Raw genomic sequence first — 16878 nt, forward strand, 5'->3', positions numbered from 1 at the left:
GGACCATATCGGGCCGGACGGCATCCCCGCGTTCGTCAGTTCGTCCCAACTCCCACCTCCGGCGCCGTCGTCCTCGGTCGCCCCAAGAGATCGGCCTCCAGCCCATGACCGACAAGGCCGCCGGACCGGCGATCGCGCTCCACGACGTCGATCTCAGCCTCGGCCGCGGCGCCGCGCGGGTGCACATCCTGAAGGGGATCTCCCTCGACGTCGCGGCCGGCGAGGCGGTGGGGCTCGTCGGGCCGTCGGGCTCCGGCAAGTCGACCCTGCTGATGACGATGGCCGGGCTGGAGCGTCCGGACAAGGGCCGCATCGTGGTGGAGGGCACCGACCTCGCGGGGCTCGACGAGGACGCGCTCGCGCGCTTCCGCGGCCGGCGCATCGGCATCGTGTTCCAGTCCTTCCACCTCGTGCCGACCATGACGGCGCTCGAGAACGTCGCGCTGCCCCTCGAGCTCGCCGACGCGCCGGACGCCCATGCCCGCGCGGCCCGCGAGCTCGACGGCGTCGGCCTCGGGCACCGGCTGCACCATTACCCGGCCCAGCTCTCCGGCGGCGAGCAGCAGCGCGTCGCCATCGCCCGGGCGGTGGCGCCCGACCCGGCGATCCTCGTCGCCGACGAGCCGACCGGCAACCTCGACGAGGCGACCGGCGCCCAGATCATCGCGCTGCTGTTCGCCCTGAAGCGCGACCGCGGCGCCACCCTGGTGCTGGTCACCCACGATCCCGGCCTCGCGCGCCTCTGCGACCGCACGGTCCGGCTGCGCTCCGGGCTCGTCGAGGCGGCGGTCCCCGTCTGAGAAAGGCAGCCTGAGGCGATGCACGGAAGCCTGCCCACCATCGGTGCCGAGCCCCGCCGGGAGGCCGGACGGCCCTGGCGCCTGCCGCTCATCCTGCGGCTGGCCTTGCGCGAGCTGCGCGGGGGGGTGCGCGGCTTCGCGGTCTTCCTCGCCTGCATCGCCCTCGGCGTCGCCGCCATCGCGGGCGTCGCCTCGCTGTCGCGCTCCCTCACGGAGGGGCTCGGCCGGGAGGGACGGCGCATCCTCGGCGGCGACGTCACCTTCGGGCTGATCCACCGGGAGGCGAGCCCGCAGGAGCGGGCCTTCCTGGAGGCCCGGGGCGCCCTCTCGGTGGTGGCCTTCACCCGCGCCATGGCGGTGGCGGGGGACAAGGGCGCGGCCCTCGTCGAGCTGAAGGCGGTCGGGCCGGACTACCCGGTGCTCGGCGACCTCGCGACCGATCCGCCGCTGCCGCGCGCCGACCTGTTCGCGGCCCGCGACGGCACGTACGGGGCCGTGGCCGATCCGGCGCTCCTGGCGCGGCTCGGCCTCACGACCGGCGACCGCCTGAGCATCGGCGCGGCCCAGATCGTGCTGCGCGCCGCCCTCGTGGGCGAGCCCGACAAGATCGCCAACGGGATCGGCTTCGGGCCGCGCCTGCTCGTGTCGACCGAGGCCCTGCGGGCCTCCGGCCTGGTCCAGCCCGGCAGCCTCAACCGCTGGGTCTATCGCCTGCAACTCCCCGACGCCTCCGACGCGAAAGTCGAGGCCGTGATGGCCGAGGCCCGGAGCGCGCTGCCGGACGCGGGCTGGGAGGTGCGCTCGCGCCTCAACGCCGATCCGCGCTTCTCCCGCAGCGTCGAGCGCTTCACCCAGTTCCTGACCCTGGTCGGCCTGACCGCCCTGATGGTGGGCGGCGTCGGCGTGGCGAACGCCGTGCGGGCCTTCGTCGACCGCAAGCGCCCCTCGATCGCGACCCTCAAGAGCCTCGGGGCGCCGGGCGGGCAGGTGGTGGCGCTCTACCTGACCCAGGTGATGCTGATCGCCGGCCTCGGCATCGCCGTCGGCCTCGCGGTCGGGGCGGTGCTGCCCTTCGCGCTCCAGGCGGCCTTCGGCGCGGTGCTGCCGCTGCCGCTCGACCCGAGGCTGGCGCCCGGCGAGCTGCTGGTGGCGGCCGCCTACGGCGTGCTCACCGCCCTCGCCTTCGCGATCGGTCCGCTCGGCCGCGCCCACGACATCGCCGTCTCCGGCCTGTTCCGGGACGCGGTCGATCCCGACCGGCGCCGGCCGAGGACGCGCTACCTCGCGATCCTGGGCGCCGCCCTCGCCGGCCTCGTGGCGCTCGCCCTCACGACGGCCTTCGACCGCGGCGTGGCGCTGATCTTCATCGCGGCGGCGGGCCTCGCCTTCGGGCTCCTGCGCCTCGTCGGCACCGGCCTGATGGCGCTCGCGCGGCGCCTGCCGCGCCCGCAGAGGCCGGCCCCGCGCCTCGCCCTCGCGAACCTGCACCGGCCGGGCGCCCTGACGCCCTCGATCGTGCTCTCGCTCGGGCTCGGCATCACGCTCCTCGTCACCTTGAGCGTGATCGACGCCAACATCACCCGCACGCTCACCCGCTCGCTGCCCGCGCGGGCCCCGAGCCTGTTCTTCCTCGACATCCCGAGCCGCGACGCGGCGGCCTTCGACCAGTTCCTCGGCGCCGCCGCCCCGCAGGGCAAGATCGAGCGGGTGCCGATGATGCGGGGGCGGATCACGGCCCTCAACGGCGTGCCGGCCGGCCAGATCAAGGCCGCCGAGGACGCCGCCTGGGTGCTCGACGGCGACCGCGGCATCACCTACGCGGAGGACCTGCCGGAGGGCTCCCGCATCACGCAGGGCGCGTGGTGGACGCCCGCGCAGGCCGCGACGCCCCTCGTCTCCTTCGACGACCAGCTCGGCCGCAGCCTCGGCCTCAAGGTCGGCGACACCGTCACGGTCAACGTGCTCGGCCGCAGCCTCACGGTCGCGATCGCCAACCTGCGCCACGTCGAGTGGCGCTCCCTCGGCATCAACTTCGTGATGGTGTTCTCCCCCGGCACCTTCCGGGGCGCGCCCCACGCCGACCTTGCCACCCTGACCCTGCCCGAGGGGCCGGATGCCGGCATCGAGGCCCGCATCCTGCGCGACGCCGCCCTCCGGTTCCCGTCCGTGAGCAGCGTCCGGGTCAAGGACGCCCTCGACGCCGTGAACGACCTCGTCGGCAAGCTCGTCCTGGCGATCCGGGGGGCGAGCGCCGTCGCCCTGGTGGCGAGCCTGTTCGTGCTGGCCGGGGCCCTGGCGGCGGGACACCGGGCCCGGCTCTACGACGCCGTGGTGCTGAAGACGCTGGGCGCGACGCGGGCCCGGCTGCTCGCCGCCTACACGATCGAGTACGGCGCCCTGGGGCTCGCGACCGCGCTGTTCGGCCTCGGGGCCGGTACGCTCGCCGGCTGGGTGATCGTCACCCGGGTGATGCGGCTCGACTTCGTGCCCGACCTCGCGGGCGCGGTGCTCGCCGCGGTCCTGGCGGTGGTGGTGGCGGTCGGGCTCGGACTCGCCGGCACTTGGCGGATCCTGGGTCAGAAGCCGGCCTCGTACCTACGAAACCTGTAGGGGTTTTAATCCTTCCTCATCCCTGCGGCGGATGGACCTGCCATTTTCGGCCGATGTCCCCGCCTCGGGCCGGGACGACGCTCTTGTGCGCGACGGCCGAGGCTCACATATTCTGCCCACGACGCCACGGCGTCCGAGGGTCGCGTGAGAGCCTCGCTATTGGAACATCCACGCTAGAGAGCTTCCGAAGGAATCTCCCATGGCATTCGAGAACAGCCCGTTCCGGCAGGGCGGCGCGAGCGGTTACGGAGCCCCCACGGGCTACGCCCGCAGCCAGGTCGAGGTCGACCAGGGCCTGCGCGCGTTCATGCTGGGCGTCTACAACAACATGATCGTCGGCCTGGGCATCTCCGGGCTCGTCGCACTTGGCATCAACATGGCGGCCGTCACCAAGACGGGCGCGGGGCGGCTCGCCCTGACGCCCTTCGGCCAGTTCATGTACGCCAGCCCCTTCAAGTGGCTGGTGATGCTGGCCCCGCTCGCCTTCATCTTCGTCTTCTCGATGCGGATGGAGCGGATGTCGGCTGCCTCCGCGCGCACCACCTTCTTCGCCTTCGCGGCGGTGATGGGGGCGTCGCTGTCCACGATCCTGCTGGTCTACACCGGCGCGAGCGTGGTGCAGGTGTTCTTCATCACGGCGGCGGCCTTCGCGGGTCTTAGCCTCTACGGCTACACGACGAGCCGCAGCCTGTCGGGCATGGGCTCGTTCCTGATGATGGGCCTGATCGGCCTCGTCATCGCGAGCCTGGTGAACATCTTCCTGGCGTCGAGCGCGCTGCAATTCGCCATCTCGGCGATCGGCGTGCTGATCTTCGCCGGGCTGACCGCCTACGACACGCAGAAGCTCAAGGAGATGTACGTCTACGGCAACTTCGACGGCGAGACCGCGGCGAAGGTCTCGGTGGTCGGTGCTCTGACGCTCTACCTCGACTTCATCAACATGTTCCAGTTCCTGCTCTCGCTGATGGGCAACCGGAACAACTAAGGACGGCGGGGCGCCGGGTCGCAGTGTCGACCCGGCGCCCCTTCGCGAACGACGAGACGCCCCGGACCCTCGCGGCCCGGGGCGTCTCGTCGTTCGACGTCTCAGAACAGTCAGCAGGCCTGCCGCTGCGCCCGCAGGGCGCCGAGCAGGAACTCGATCATGGCGTCGAGGGCGGGCACGAAATCCTCCGGGCACTGCACCACCAGGACCGGGTGACAGAAGCGCAGGATGGCCGTGTGGACGCAGCGCGCCGCCACCGCGGCGTCGGGCACCGCGAACTCGCCCCGGTCGACCCCGTCCGCGATCACCCGCTCCAGCACCGCGGTGATGCGGTCGACGTGGTGGCGGCAGACGTTCCAGCTCTCGGACATGGCCGCCTCGATCATCTCGTGCATCCGCGGATGCGCCGTGAAGCGGCCGGCGGCGTCGCGATGCAGCAACGCGATGACCTCGCGCAGGCGGATCTCGGCGCTGTCGCCGGGCCGGCCCGCGATGGCGGCGATCTTCGCCTCGACCTCGCCGATCAGGCGCTCGACCACCGCCTCGTTGATCGCCTTCTTCGAATCGAAGAATCGGTAGACGTTGGCGGGGCTCATCCTCAGCGTCTTGGCGATGTCCGCCACCGTCGTCTTCTGGTAGCCGATCTCGCGGAAGAAGCGCTCCGCCGTGGCCAGAATCCGGCAACGCGTGTTGGGGGCGGTCTCCTCGATCGGCGGAGGTACGGACAGGGCAGGGATCATCGGCAGAGCCTATAGTGCCGATCGGTTCGGGGTTAAAAGGGCCCGATGCAGGTTCCGCGCCGGTGTGGCATCTGCGTCACCTTCGCCTCAAATCCGGCCGCGACGCGCGCCGGGGCGCGCGTCAGCCGGTCACGAGCCGAACTGCGAGCCGAGTTGTTCCAGGTATTCGGCAAGATCGATGCCCCCGATCTTGCTGCCGTAATCGAAGCGCATGCCCTGCCGGATCGGCACGCTCTCCCGGCGCGTCGTCAGCGTGAAGGCCTTGGTGCAGACCCAGGCGCCGTCGCGACGGTGCTCGAAGTAATCCAGGATCTCGTGCTTGGCCACGTTCCTCTCCCTGTCCTGCGTCGTGCATCAACGTGGCCCCGGAGAGAAAGTTCAAGAAGGTCGCCCGGACTTTGCGGCCGGGTTCTAAGCTTGAGCATATTCAGCGGGACGTCGGGCCCGCGCGGGCCCGGCCGCTGCGGCGTCGCGACCGGCGCGCAGGGGCGGCATCGCGCGGGCTTGCGGAGGCGACGCGCGCGCGCGATGGTCGCAGGACTCACCGCCGCAACGAGGAGGCCCGCCCATGCCCGTCGCTCGCCGCGAGGCCCTGGCGCTGCTCGGGAGCCTCGCGCTGCTGCCCGCCCGGGCCGCGCCGCTCCAGAGCTCCGCCACCGCCGCGGCCTTCGGCTTCGAGGAGGCCGACGGGCGCCGGCTCAACCTCGCCGACCTCGCGGGCAAGCCGGTCCTGGTCGTGAACACCGCGACGGCCTGCGGCTACGCCCCGCAATTCTCCGGCCTGCAGCAGCTCTGGACCCGCTTCGGCCCGCGCGGCCTGACGGTGATCGCCGTGCCGTCCGGCGATTTCGGCCACCAGGAGCCCCTTGACGGTGAGGCCATCGCGGAGGCGGCGCGCAAGACCCACGGCGTCACGTTCCCGGTCGTGATGAAGACCGCCGTCACGGGGCCGAACGCGCACCCGTTCTACCGCTGGGCCGCCGCCGAGAAGCCGGCCGAGACGCCGCGCTGGAACTTCCACAAGTACCTGGTCGGCCGGGACGGCCACCTCGCCGCGAGCTTCGCCACGCCGGTCGAGCCGACGGATTCGCGGGTCATCGCGGCGATCGTGCGGGAGCTCGACGCCGCCTGAGGCCGGGCCCGCGCCGCGCCGACATCCCCCGGGGCGCCGTCTCCCGGGACGTCGGCGGGCGCGCCGCCGGCGGCCTACGCCACTGCCCGCTGCGGGCCCGTGCGGTCGTGGAAGTCCGGCCCGTTGACGGTCCGCTCGACGTGCCCGGCGCGGACCAGGAAGTCGCCGAAGCGCTCGCCGGCCCGGCGCTCCCGGGCGTAGGCCGCGAACAGCGGGTCCAGGGTCGCGCGGATCTGCGCCGCCGGCAGGTCGCCGGCGTAGAGCTTGCCGAGGCGCGAGCCGTCGAAGGCGGCGCCGAGGTAGAGGTTGTAGCGCTCGGGCCCGCGGCCGACGAGGCCGATCTCGGCGATGTAGGGCCGGGCGCAGCCGTTGGGGCAGCCGGTCATCCGGATCGTGATCTCGTCCTCGGCGAGGCCGTGCGCCGCGAGGCTCGCCTCGAGCTCGCCCACGAGGTCCGGCAGGTAGCGCTCGCTCTCGGCGAGCGCCAGCCCGCAGGTCGGCAGGGCGACGCAGGCGAGGCTGTTGCGGCGCAGCGCCCCGGCGCCCGTGGCGAGGCCGTACTCCGCCACGAGGGCGTCGATCTCCGCCTTGCGATCGGCCGGCACGTTGGCGACGATGACGTTCTGGTTGCCGGTCAGGCGGAAGTCGCCCTGATGCACCTCGGCGATCCGGCGCAGGCCCGAGAGGATCTGCGGGCCGTCCGGGACGTCCTTGATGCGGCCGGAGGCGACGTAGAGGGTCAGGTGGTGGCGGCCGTCCTCGCCCTCGACCCAGCCGTAGCGGTCGCCGTTGCCCTCGAACCGGAACGGCTTCGGGTCCTTGAAGGCCCGGCCGATCCGCCGCTCGACCTCGGCCCGGAAGGCTTTGAGGCCGTAGCGCTCGATCGTGTACTTCAGGCGTGCGTTCTTGCGCACCGTGCGGTTGCCCCAGTCGCGCTGGACGGTCATCACCGCCTCGGCGACCTTGAGGGCGTCGCCGGGCTCGCAGAACAGCATCACGTCGGCGGTGCGCGGGAAGGTGTCGGTCTCGCCGTGGGTCATGCCCATGCCGCCGCCGACCGTGACGTTCCAGCCCGTCAGCCGGTTCTTCCGGTCCAGGATGGCGATGAAGCCGAGGTCGTGCGCGAAGACGTCGACCTCGTTCGAGGGCGGCACCGCCACGATCGTCTTGAACTTCCGGGGCAGGTAGGTCTTCCCGTAGACGGGCTCGACCTCGGCCGCGTCCTCGCCGCCGACGACGCGCTCGCCGTCGAGCCAGATCTCCCGCCAGGCACTCGTCTTCGGGAGGAGCGAATCGGAGATCGTCCGGGCGAGCTCGTAGGCGGCCGCGTGGGCGCCGGTCTGGGCCGGGTTCGTCGCCGCCATCACGTTGCGGTTGACGTCGCCGCAGGCCGCGATGGTGTCGAGCAGCGCCCCGTCGATCGCCGCCATCGTGCGCTTCAGGTTCGACTTGATGACGCCGTGGTACTGGAAGGTCTGCCGCGTCGTCGCCCGCAGGGTGCCGTTGGCGTAGGTGCGGGCGATGTCGTCGAGCACCAGCCACTGCTTGGGCGTCACCACCCCGCCGGCGATGCGCAGGCGGATCATGAACGCGTAGGCCTTGTCGAGCTTCTTGCGGGTGCGCTCGGCCCGGAGGTCGCGGTCGTCCTGCAGGTACATCCCGTGGAACTTCACGAGCTGCCCGTCATCGTCCGAGATCGCGCCCGTGGCGTTCTTGAGCAGCCCCGCCGCCAGGGTGCCGCGGAGGTAGCCGCTGGCGATCTTGATGTGCTCGTTGGCCGAGAGCTTGGCGGCCCTGGCCGCCTCCGCGTCGGTGATCGGGCGCTCGGTCGGCGGCGTCTCGTAGGCGCGGTCGGCGGGGGTGTCGGCGGTCTCGCGGTTGGCCATCGTGGTGTCCGTTCGGTCGCCCCAAGGCAGGGCGGGGGGCGGCCCCGGCCCTCGGCCCCGGGCGGAGCCGGGTGAGGTGCGGGGAACCCCTCTCGCGGGGGCGGGAGGGGCGCGGCCGGCGGGCGGTGCTCCGCGGGGAAGCGGCCGGCCGGGATCGTGGCGGGCGGGGGCGGCGGGACGTCGATCCCGAACGCCCCTCAGGCGGCAGCAGGGCTCAGTAGACGTCCTGCTGGTAGCGGTGGTTCCGCTCCAGGCCGGCCACCGCGGCCTCGGCCGCCTCCGGCGCGAGGCCGCGCACGTCCGCGTAGGCCCGCACCAGGGTCGCTCGCACGTCCTTGGCCATCGCCTTGGCGTCGCCGCAGACGTAGAGGTGCGCGCCGCCCTCGAGCCACTCCACCACCTCGCGGCGGCGCTCCCAGAGCCGGTCCTGGACGTAGACCTTCTCGGGCTGGTCGCGCGAGAAGGCGACGTCGATGCGGGTGAGCGAGCGGTCCTCCAGGGCCTCCTGCCACTCGAGCTGGTACAGGAAGTCGTGGGTGAAGTGCCGGTCGCCGAAGAACAGCCACGACCGGCCGGGCGCCTCGCTGGCGCGGCGCTCCTGCACGAAGGCCCGGAACGGCGCCACGCCGGTGCCGGGCCCCACCATGATGATGTCGGTGGCCGGGTCCTTCGGCAGCCGGAAGTGCTTGTTGGGCTTCATCCGCACGCGCAGGCGGGCGCCCGTGCGGATGCGGTCGGCGACGTGGACCGAGGCGACGCCGGCGCGGTCGCGCCCGTGGGTGGCGTAGCGCACCGCGGCGATCGTCAGGTGCGCCTCGTCCCCGACCTCCCGCCGCGAGGACGCGATGGAGTAGGCCCGCGGCGGCAGCGGGCGCGTGATGTCGGCGAGGTGCTGCGCCGTGAGCGCGGCCGGGTAGGTCTCGATCAGGTCGATGAGGTGGCGGCCCTCGATCCAGGCCCGGGCCTCGCCGCTGTCGATGAGCCGGCGCGCCTCGACGTGGCCGGTCGCCTTGACGAACCGCTCGATGGTGGCGGCCGAGAGCGTCGTGACGTCGCGCTCGGCGAGCAGCGCCTGCCGCAGGGCCGCGTCGCCCTGGAGGCCCGTGGCGGCCAGGATCTCGTCGACCAGCGCGGGATCGTTCTCGGGGTAGAGCTCGAGCGAGTCGCCGGGCTCGTAGGCGGGCGCGCCGTCCTCGAAGGCGAGGGCGAGGTGGATCGTCTCCTTGTCGGAGCGCGACGAGTTCAGGTTGACGTGCTCGATCACCTCGACGGTGACCGGCTCGCGGCTGAGTTCGGCCTCCTCGGCCTCGGCGCCGGCCGCCCGGGCGAAATCGACCGACACGACGTTGCCGGCGGGCTCGGCCGGGGTCAGGGCCTTCAGGGCGTCCTTGATCCAGGCGGCGGCCGGGGCGTCGAAGTCGAGGTCGCAATCGACCCGGGGCAGCACGCGCCTGGCGCCGAGCTCCTCGAGGCGGGCGTCGAGGCGCTTCCCCACGGCGCAGAACTCGGCGTAGGAGGTGTCGCCGAGGGAGAGCACCCCGAACTCGACCCCCTCGAGGCGCGGCGCGCCGTCCCCCAGGAGCTCGCCGTAGGCCCGCACCGCCCGCGCAGGCGGCTCGCCCTCGCCCCAGGTGGCGGCGATCGCCACGAGGCGCTTCTCCCGGGCCAGGGAGGCGACGTCGAGGTCGGCGAAGTCCACGACCCTCGGCTTGAAGCCGTTCTTGCGGGCGAGCTTGGCGATGTCGCCGGCGAGCTTCTCCGAGTTGCCCGACTCGCTCGCGAACAGGATCGTCAGCGGCTCGGCCGCCCGCGGGGGAGCGGCGGGCTGCGCCGTCTCGGCCGCCGCCGGCACGCCCGCGGCGGCGTCGAGGCCGGCGAGGAAACCCGCGAGCCACGCGCGCTGGAGCGCCGTCGTGGAGCCGAGGGCGGCGTCGAGATGGGCCCGCTCGGCGTCGCCGAAGGGAGCCGTGCGGGGAAGGAGCGCGGGGCGAGACATGCCCGCACAGATGTGTCCGCGCCGGCCGGGAGTCAACCAAAATGTTCTTTTTGAAGAACGCGGCATCGGGAGATCGTTGTTGTCGCGCCCCCGGTCTAGGAGAGAATATTATTTTCCGCCGGCCGCCGCAGCCGCGACCGGCAGGGTGAAGGGCGCGGAGGGCAGCGGGAGCGCGGTCGTGCTCTTCACCTTCTCCATGGCGAACCGGGAGGTGACGTTCTTGAGCGGCAGGACCGCGATGAGGTTCTTGTAGAACGTGTCGTAGGCCTGCATGTCGGCCACGACCACGCGCAGCATGTAGTCGACGTCCCCGGCCATGCGGTAGAATTCCAGCACCTCCGGCATGGCCGAGACCTCGGCGGCGAAGCGCTCGAGCCAGCCGCGGGAATGGTCGTTGGTCTCGACGGAGACGAACACCGTGAGGCCGAGGCCGAGCTTGACCGGATCGAGCACGGCGACGCGCCGGTCGATGACGCCGTCGGCCTCCAGGCGCTGGATGCGCTTCCAGCACGGCGTCTGCGACAGGCCGACGCGCTCCCCGATCTGGGCGATCGACAGGGTCGCGTCGTTCTGGAGCAGGGCCAGAATCTTCAAATCGATGGCGTCCACCGCCTGACTCCCGGGTTCGCGAGAAGTTGCTTTTCGGCTCCCGCGGTACGCTAAGATGATTATTCTCTCAGTAGGCCGTTCGGGGCCGCGCGGGCCGCCCGATCCCGCCGCGGGCCGGCCCGGCACCCCGAAAAATCACCGGGCGCACAGCCCAGCCATGCCTTGACACTGTTCGGTATAGCGAACAGTTACCCATCACGACAAGCAGCCTTTCCGCGGCCTCCCCATGACCCTCTCCCTCGACAGCGCGGCCCAGGATCTGGCCACTCGCCTCCGCCCGCTCGCCCTGCCCGAGCGCCTCGCGCTGATCGACGCGGCGGTGGAGGGACGCCTCGTCTTCACCACGAGCTTCGGCCTGGAGGACCAGGCCCTCACCCACGCCCTGCGCCTGGCGCGCTCGCGGGCCGAGATCGTGACCCTCGACACCGGCCGGCTGTTTCCCGAGACCTACGACGTCTGGGCCGAGACCGAGGCGGCCTACGACTTCCGCATCCCGGCCTACGCGCCCGAGCGCGAGGCGGAGGAGCACTTCGTGGCGCAATCCGGCATCAACGGATTCCGCCACTCGGTCGCGGCGCGCCAGGCCTGCTGCGGCTTGCGCAAGGTCGAGCCGCTAAGCCGCGCGCTCGCGGGCGCCGCGGGCTGGCTCACGGGCCTGCGCGCGGGCCAGTCGGCGAACCGCGCCGACACGCCGCTGGCCGAGGCCGACGCCGCCCGGGGCCTGATCAAGCTCAACCCCCTGGCCGACTGGACGCGCGAGGCCGTCGCGGACCTCGTCCACCGGAACTACGTCCCCTACAACGTCCTGCACGACCGCGGCTTCCCGTCGATCGGCTGCGCGCCCTGCACCCGCGCCGTGAAGGTCGGCGAGCCGGAGCGGGCCGGCCGCTGGTGGTGGGAGCAGGCGGACAAGAAGGAGTGCGGCCTGCACGTGGTCGCGGCCGGCCGGGAGGCGCCGGCCTTCGAGGGGGCCGCCCGCGCCGGGGATCCGCGCGCCGTCGAGCAGGCGCAGCCCCAGGGCCCAGTGTCACGATCCTCCAACCCGGAGCTGGCCGCATGAGCGCCGCCCTCAAGAGCCGCACGCCCGACCTCCCGCGCCTGACCCACCTCCAGCGCCTCGAGGCCGAGAGCATCCACATCATCCGGGAGACGGTCGCCGAGACCGAGAACCCGGTGATGCTCTACTCGATCGGCAAGGACTCGTCGGTCCTGCTGCACCTCGCCCTCAAGGCCTTCGCGCCCGGGCGCCTGCCGTTCCCGCTGCTCCACGTCGACACCACCTGGAAGTTCCGCGAGATGATCGCCTTCCGGGACCGGCGCGCGAAGGAGCTCGGCCTCGACCTCATCGTCCACACCAACCCGGACGGGCTCGCCCGCGGCATCGGGCCGGTGAGCCACGGCTCCGAGGTCCACACCGACGTGATGAAGACCCAGGCCCTGCGGCAGGCCCTCGACCGGCACAGGTTCGACGCCGCCTTCGGGGGGGCGCGGCGCGACGAGGAGGCCTCGCGGGCCAAGGAGCGCATCGTCTCCCTGCGCACCGCGCAGCACCGCTGGGATCCCAAGCGCCAGCGCGCCGAGCCCTGGCACCTCTACAACATGCGCAAGCGGCGCGGCGAGAGCCTGCGGGTCTTCCCGCTGTCGAACTGGACCGAGCTCGACGTCTGGCTCTACATCGCGCAGGAACAGATCCCGATCGTGCCGCTCTACTACGCGGCGGAGCGCCCCGTGGTGCGGCGCGACGGGCAGTGGATCATGGTGGACGACGAGCGCCTGCCGCTCGAGCCCGGCGAGACGCCGGAGACGCGGCTGGTCCGCTTCCGGACGCTGGGCTGCTACCCGCTGACCGGGGCGGTCGAGAGTTCCGCCGCGAGCCTGCCCGAGATCATCGGCGAGACCCTCGCGGCCCGCACCTCCGAGCGGCAGGGCCGGGCGATCGACAAGGACGGGGCCGGCGCCATGGAGCGCAAGAAGCAGGAAGGTTACTTCTGATGACCGTTCATCAATCCACGCGCGCATTCGGCTACGAGACCTTTCTCGCCGCCCACCAGCGCAAGGAAGTGCTGCGGTTCATCACCTGCGGCTCGGTGGACGACGGCAAGTCGACGCTGATCGGGCGCCTGCTGCACGACACGAAGCAGATCTTCGACGACCAGGTCGGCGCGCTCGAGCGCGATTCGCGCCGCCACGGCACCCGCGGGGCCGAGCTCGACCTCGCCCTCCTCGTCGACGGCCTCCAGGCCGAGCGCGAGCAGGGCATCACCATCGACGTCGCCTACCGGTTCTTCTCGACCGAGCGGCGCTCCTTCATTGTCGCCGACACCCCCGGCCACGAGCAGTACACCCGCAACATGGCGACCGGCGCCTCGACCGCCGAGGTTGCGGTCCTGCTCGTCGACGCCCGCAAGGGCCTGAGCCGGCAGACCCGGCGCCACGCGCTGCTCGTGTCGATGCTGGGCATCCGCCGGGTGGTGCTCGCGGTCAACAAGATGGACCTGATCGGCTGGTCGCAGGACCGGTTCGAGGCGATCTTCGCCGAGTTCTCGGCCTTCGCGGGCCCCCTCGGCTTCACCGCCGTCACGGGCATCCCGCTCTCGGCCGCGAACGGCGACAACGTGGTGCTGCCCGGCGCCGCCGCCCCCTGGTACACCGGCGCGCCGCTGCTCCAGTACCTCGAGGAGGTGCCCGCCCACGTGGCCGAGGAGGTCGCGCCCTTCCGCATGGCGGTGCAGTGGGTGAACCGCCCTGACTCGGAGTTCCGCGGCTTCTCCGGCCTGATCGCCTCCGGGCGCGTCGCGCCGGGCGACGCCGTGGTGGTGGCGCCCTCCGGCCGCGCCTCGAGGATCGCCCGCATCGTCACCGCCGACGGCGACCTCGACCAGGCCATCGCCGGCCAGTCCGTCACCCTGGTGCTCGAAGACGAGGTGGACGCCTCCCGGGGCAGCGTGATCGCGGCGGCCGACCGCGCCCCGCGCGTCACCGACCGGCTCGACGCGCGCCTGTTCTGGACCGGGGAGGCCGACCTCGTGCCGGGCGCCACGCTGCTGGCCAAGATCGGGGCCGTCACGGCGAGCGCCGTGGTGGAGGTGCGCTCGCGCATCGACCCCGAGACCGGCACCGCCGCGGCGGCGGGCCGGCTCGGCGCCAACGACATCGGCGACGTGGTGCTGCGCCTCGACCGCGAGGTCGCGGTCGACGCCTACCGGGACAACCGCGACACCGGCAGCCTGATCCTCATCGACCGCGACACCACCGACACGGCGGCGCTCGGCCTCGTCCAGGCGCCGACGCCCGGACCCGCGGACCGGCGGGAGCCGGGCGCCCGGGAGGCGCCGCCGGCCCGCGCCGGGCTCCTCGCGGCTGTGCGCCGGCTGTTCGGCGCCCGGGGGCTCGGGCTCGCGGGGGCCGCGCTCCTGGCGCTCGCGGGCGCGCCCGAGCGGGCCTCCGCCCAGGTGCTCCTCAACGTCTCGTACGACCCGACCCGGGAGCTCTACCGGGCGATCGACGCGGCCTTCGCGAAGGCCTGGAAGGAGAAGACCGGCGAGGCCGTGACGGTCCGGGCCTCCCACGGCGGCTCGGGCGCGCAGGCCCGCTCCGTCATCGACGGGCTGCCGGCGGACGTGGTGACCCTCGCCCTCGCGAGCGACATCGACGCCATCGCGGCCCGCTCGAACAAGATCCCGGCGGACTGGCAGAAGCGGCTGCCCCACAATTCGACCCCCTACACCTCGACCATCGTGTTCCTGGTCCGCAAGGGCAACCCGAAGGGGGTCCGGGACTGGGACGACCTCGTCAAGCCCGGCATCCAGGTCATCACGCCGAACCCCAAGACCTCCGGGGGCGCGCGCTGGAACTACCTCGCGGCCTACGCCTACGCGCTCTCGAAGAACGCCAACGACGACGCCAAGGCGCGGGACTTCGTGACGGCGCTCCTGAAGAACGTGCCGGTGCTCGACACCGGCGCGCGCGGCGCCACCACGACCTTCGTGCAGCGCGGCCTCGGCGACGTGCTGATCGCCTGGGAGAACGAGGCCTTCCTGGCCGACGAGGAGTTCGGGAAGGGCAAGTTCGACATCGTGGTGCCGTCGCTCTCGATCCTGGCCGAGCCGCCCGTGGCGCTCGTGGACGGCAACGTGGACCAGAAGGGCACCCGCCGGCAGGCCGAGGCCTACCTGCAGTTCCTCTACACGCCCGAGGCGCAGCGCCTCATCGCCAAGAACTACTACCGCCCCCGCGACGAGGCGGCGGCCGCCAAGGAGGACCTCGCGCGCTTCCCCAAGCTGAAGCTCGTCACCATCGACGACACCTTTGGGGGCTGGGCCAAGGCGCAGAAGACCCACTTCGACGACGGCGGCGTCTTCGACGCGATCCTGAAGGCCCGTCAATGAGCAGCGCCGCCGTCCTGCCGGAGGTGCGGCCGCGCGCCCGCTTCCGCCGGCCGAGCGCGCTCCCGGGCTTCCGGCTCACCTTCGGCCTCGCGGTCGCCTACCTGACGCTCCTGGTGCTGCTGCCCCTGGCGGTGCTGCTGCTGCGCGCCTCCGGCATCGGCCCCGCCGGGCTCTGGGCGCTCGTCACGGATCCCCGCAACCTCGCGGCGCTGCGGACCTCGTTCGGCCTGTCGCTCGCGGCGGCCGCCATCGACGCCGTGTTCGGGCTGCTGATCGCCTGGGTGCTGACGCGCTACCGCTTCCCGGGCCGGCGCCTCATCGACGCGCTGGTCGACCTGCCCTTCGCGCTGCCGACGGCCGTGGCCGGCATCGCGCTCGCCACGCTCTACGCGCCGAACGGCTGGCTCGGCGCGCCCCTCGCCGCCCTCGGCGTCAAGGTCGCCTACACGCCGCTCGGCATCCTGGTGGCCCTGGTCTTCGTCGGCCTGCCGTTCTGCGTGCGTACGGTGCAGCCCCTGGTCGCCGAGATCGACAAGTCGAGCGAGGAGGCCGCCGCGATCCTGGGCGCCTCGCGCCTTAGGGCCGTCGTGACGGTGATCCTGCCGCCCCTCGTGCCCGCCATGCTGACGGGCTTCGCCCTCGCCTTCGCGCGGGCGGTGGGCGAGTACGGCTCGGTGATCTTCGTCGCCGGCAACCTGCCGTACGTGTCCGAGATCGCGCCGCTGCTGATCGTGATCAAGCTCGAGGAGTTCAACTACGCCGGCGCCACCGCCATCGCGGCCGTGATGCTGCTGATGTCCTTCGCGGCGCTCCTCGCCATCAACCTGATCCAGGATTACAGCCGCCGCAGGTTCGGCCATGTCTGACGGCCCGATCCCGTCGCCGGGCGGGCCGCTCGCGGCCTTGACGGAACCGCGGCCCGTCCGCATCGCCCTGAGCCTCGCGGCCGTCGCCTTCCTGACGCTGTTCCTGCTCCTGCCCCTCGCGGTGGTGTTCGTCGAGGCCCTGAGCAACGGGATCGGCCGCTACCTCGCGACCTTCGCCGAGAAGGACGCGCAGGCGGCGATCCGCCTGACGCTCCTCGTCGCGGTGATCGCCGTGCCCCTCAACGTGGCGTTCGGCCTCTGCGCGTCCTGGGCCATCGCCAAGTTCGAGTTCCGCGGCCGCAACCTCCTGATCACCCTCATCGACCTGCCGTTCTCGGTCTCCCCGGTGGTGGCGGGCCTGATCTACGTGCTGATCTTCGGGGCGCAGGGGCTGCTCGGCCCGTTCCTCCAGCGCCACGGCATCGAGGTGATCTTCGCGGTGCCCGGCATCGTGCTGGCCACGGTGTTCGTCACGTTCCCGTTCGTCGCCCGGGAGCTGATCCCCCTGATGCAGGACCAGGGCACCACGGACGAGGAAGCCGCGTTGACCCTCGGGGCGAGCCCGTGGCGGGTCTTCCGGACCGTGACGCTGCCCAACATCCGCTGGGCGCTCCTCTACGGCGTACTCCTGTGCAACGCCCGGGCGATGGGCGAGTTCGGCGCGGTCTCGGTGGTATCCGGGCGGATCAGGGGGCTCACCAATACCATGCCGCTCCACGTCGAGATCCTCTACAACGAGTACAACTACGTGGCGGCTTTCGGGATCGCCTCGCTCCTGGCGCTCCTGGCCTTGGTCACCCTGGCGGGAAAGTCTTTCCTCGAATGGCGCCACGCGGATTCGCTGGCCGGACGCGGAGCCCACTGAG

The 16878-nt window shown here is 72.4% G+C and carries 14 protein-coding genes and 1 pseudogene; 10 read left to right on the top strand and 5 right to left on the bottom strand.

Annotated features, from left to right (window positions below; translation table 11 throughout):
* The first annotated feature begins 104 nt into the window (after positions 1 to 104).
* The 3 genes from DT057_RS08135 to DT057_RS08145 all read left to right on the top strand — a co-directional run bounded on the left by DT057_RS08135 (position 105) and on the right by DT057_RS08145 (position 4395).
* Positions 105 to 800: an ABC transporter ATP-binding protein gene (locus tag DT057_RS08135; RefSeq protein WP_128561583.1), complete on the top strand. Its 696-nt coding sequence runs from the start codon at positions 105 to 107 to the stop codon at positions 798 to 800.
* A gap of 18 nt (positions 801 to 818) precedes the next feature.
* Complete coding sequence (locus tag DT057_RS08140; protein WP_128561584.1) at positions 819 to 3410, top strand: ABC transporter permease; 2592 nt, start codon at positions 819 to 821, stop codon at positions 3408 to 3410.
* Between the two features lie 199 nt (positions 3411 to 3609).
* The gene (locus tag DT057_RS08145; protein WP_128561585.1) at positions 3610 to 4395 is read left to right on the top strand and encodes a Bax inhibitor-1/YccA family protein; all 786 of its coding nucleotides are present in this window, start codon (positions 3610 to 3612) and stop codon (positions 4393 to 4395) included.
* Between the two features lie 110 nt (positions 4396 to 4505).
* Here the strand turns inward: DT057_RS08145 and DT057_RS08150 are convergent, their stop codons facing one another.
* Positions 4506 to 5135 carry a TetR/AcrR family transcriptional regulator gene (locus tag DT057_RS08150; RefSeq protein ID WP_128561586.1) on the bottom strand — a complete coding sequence of 210 codons (630 nt, stop codon included), beginning with the start codon at positions 5133 to 5135 and terminating at the stop codon, positions 4506 to 4508.
* 129 nt (positions 5136 to 5264) lie between these two features.
* A complete protein-coding gene (locus tag DT057_RS08155; protein WP_128561587.1) occupies positions 5265 to 5462 on the bottom strand; it encodes a hypothetical protein in 198 nt (65 codons plus the stop codon).
* A gap of 241 nt (positions 5463 to 5703) precedes the next feature.
* Between DT057_RS08155 and DT057_RS08160 the strand changes: the two genes are divergently transcribed.
* Positions 5704 to 6267, top strand: a complete 564-nt coding sequence (locus DT057_RS08160; RefSeq protein ID WP_128561588.1) for a glutathione peroxidase — start codon at positions 5704 to 5706, stop codon at positions 6265 to 6267.
* Positions 6268 to 6341: 74 nt separating this feature from the next.
* On the opposite strand, the gene DT057_RS08165 is transcribed toward DT057_RS08160, so the two are convergent.
* The 3 genes from DT057_RS08165 to DT057_RS08175 form a co-directional block, all read right to left on the bottom strand.
* A complete protein-coding gene (locus DT057_RS08165; protein WP_128561589.1) occupies positions 6342 to 8153 on the bottom strand; it encodes an NADPH-dependent assimilatory sulfite reductase hemoprotein subunit in 1812 nt (603 codons plus the stop codon).
* A 214-nt stretch (positions 8154 to 8367) separates the two neighbouring features.
* Positions 8368 to 10149, bottom strand: a complete 1782-nt coding sequence (locus DT057_RS08170; protein WP_128561590.1) for a diflavin oxidoreductase — start codon at positions 10147 to 10149, stop codon at positions 8368 to 8370.
* Between the two features lie 108 nt (positions 10150 to 10257).
* Complete coding sequence (locus DT057_RS08175; protein WP_128561591.1) at positions 10258 to 10758, bottom strand: Lrp/AsnC family transcriptional regulator; 501 nt, start codon at positions 10756 to 10758, stop codon at positions 10258 to 10260.
* A 226-nt stretch (positions 10759 to 10984) separates the two neighbouring features.
* Between DT057_RS08175 and DT057_RS08180 the strand changes: the two genes are divergently transcribed.
* From DT057_RS08180 to cysW, 6 genes and pseudogenes are all read left to right on the top strand, one after another.
* Complete coding sequence (locus DT057_RS08180; protein WP_128561592.1) at positions 10985 to 11818, top strand: phosphoadenylyl-sulfate reductase; 834 nt, start codon at positions 10985 to 10987, stop codon at positions 11816 to 11818.
* The gene (cysD, locus tag DT057_RS08185) at positions 11815 to 12750 is read left to right on the top strand and encodes a sulfate adenylyltransferase subunit CysD (protein ID WP_128561593.1); all 936 of its coding nucleotides are present in this window, start codon (positions 11815 to 11817) and stop codon (positions 12748 to 12750) included. The genes DT057_RS08180 and cysD overlap by 4 nt, the downstream gene beginning before the upstream one ends.
* Positions 12750 to 14138 (top strand): annotated as a pseudogene (cysN, locus tag DT057_RS36740) (sulfate adenylyltransferase subunit CysN); the annotation flags it as partial. The gene cysD and the pseudogene cysN, both read left to right, overlap by 1 nt.
* Positions 14121 to 15146 carry a sulfate ABC transporter substrate-binding protein gene (locus DT057_RS36745; RefSeq protein WP_308220139.1) on the top strand — a complete coding sequence of 342 codons (1026 nt, stop codon included), beginning with the start codon at positions 14121 to 14123 and terminating at the stop codon, positions 15144 to 15146. The pseudogene cysN and the gene DT057_RS36745, both read left to right, overlap by 18 nt.
* Positions 15143 to 16012: a sulfate ABC transporter permease subunit CysT gene (gene cysT, locus DT057_RS08195; RefSeq protein ID WP_128561595.1), complete on the top strand. Its 870-nt coding sequence runs from the start codon at positions 15143 to 15145 to the stop codon at positions 16010 to 16012. The genes DT057_RS36745 and cysT overlap by 4 nt, the downstream gene beginning before the upstream one ends.
* Positions 16005 to 16877, top strand: a complete 873-nt coding sequence (gene cysW, locus DT057_RS08200; protein WP_128561596.1) for a sulfate ABC transporter permease subunit CysW — start codon at positions 16005 to 16007, stop codon at positions 16875 to 16877. Before cysT ends, cysW begins: the two co-directional genes overlap by 8 nt.
* Position 16878 lies beyond the last annotated feature (1 nt).

Origin of the sequence: Methylobacterium crusticola (assembly GCF_003574465.1) — a bacterium.
Taxonomy (GTDB): Bacteria; Pseudomonadota; Alphaproteobacteria; order Rhizobiales; family Beijerinckiaceae; genus Methylobacterium; species Methylobacterium crusticola.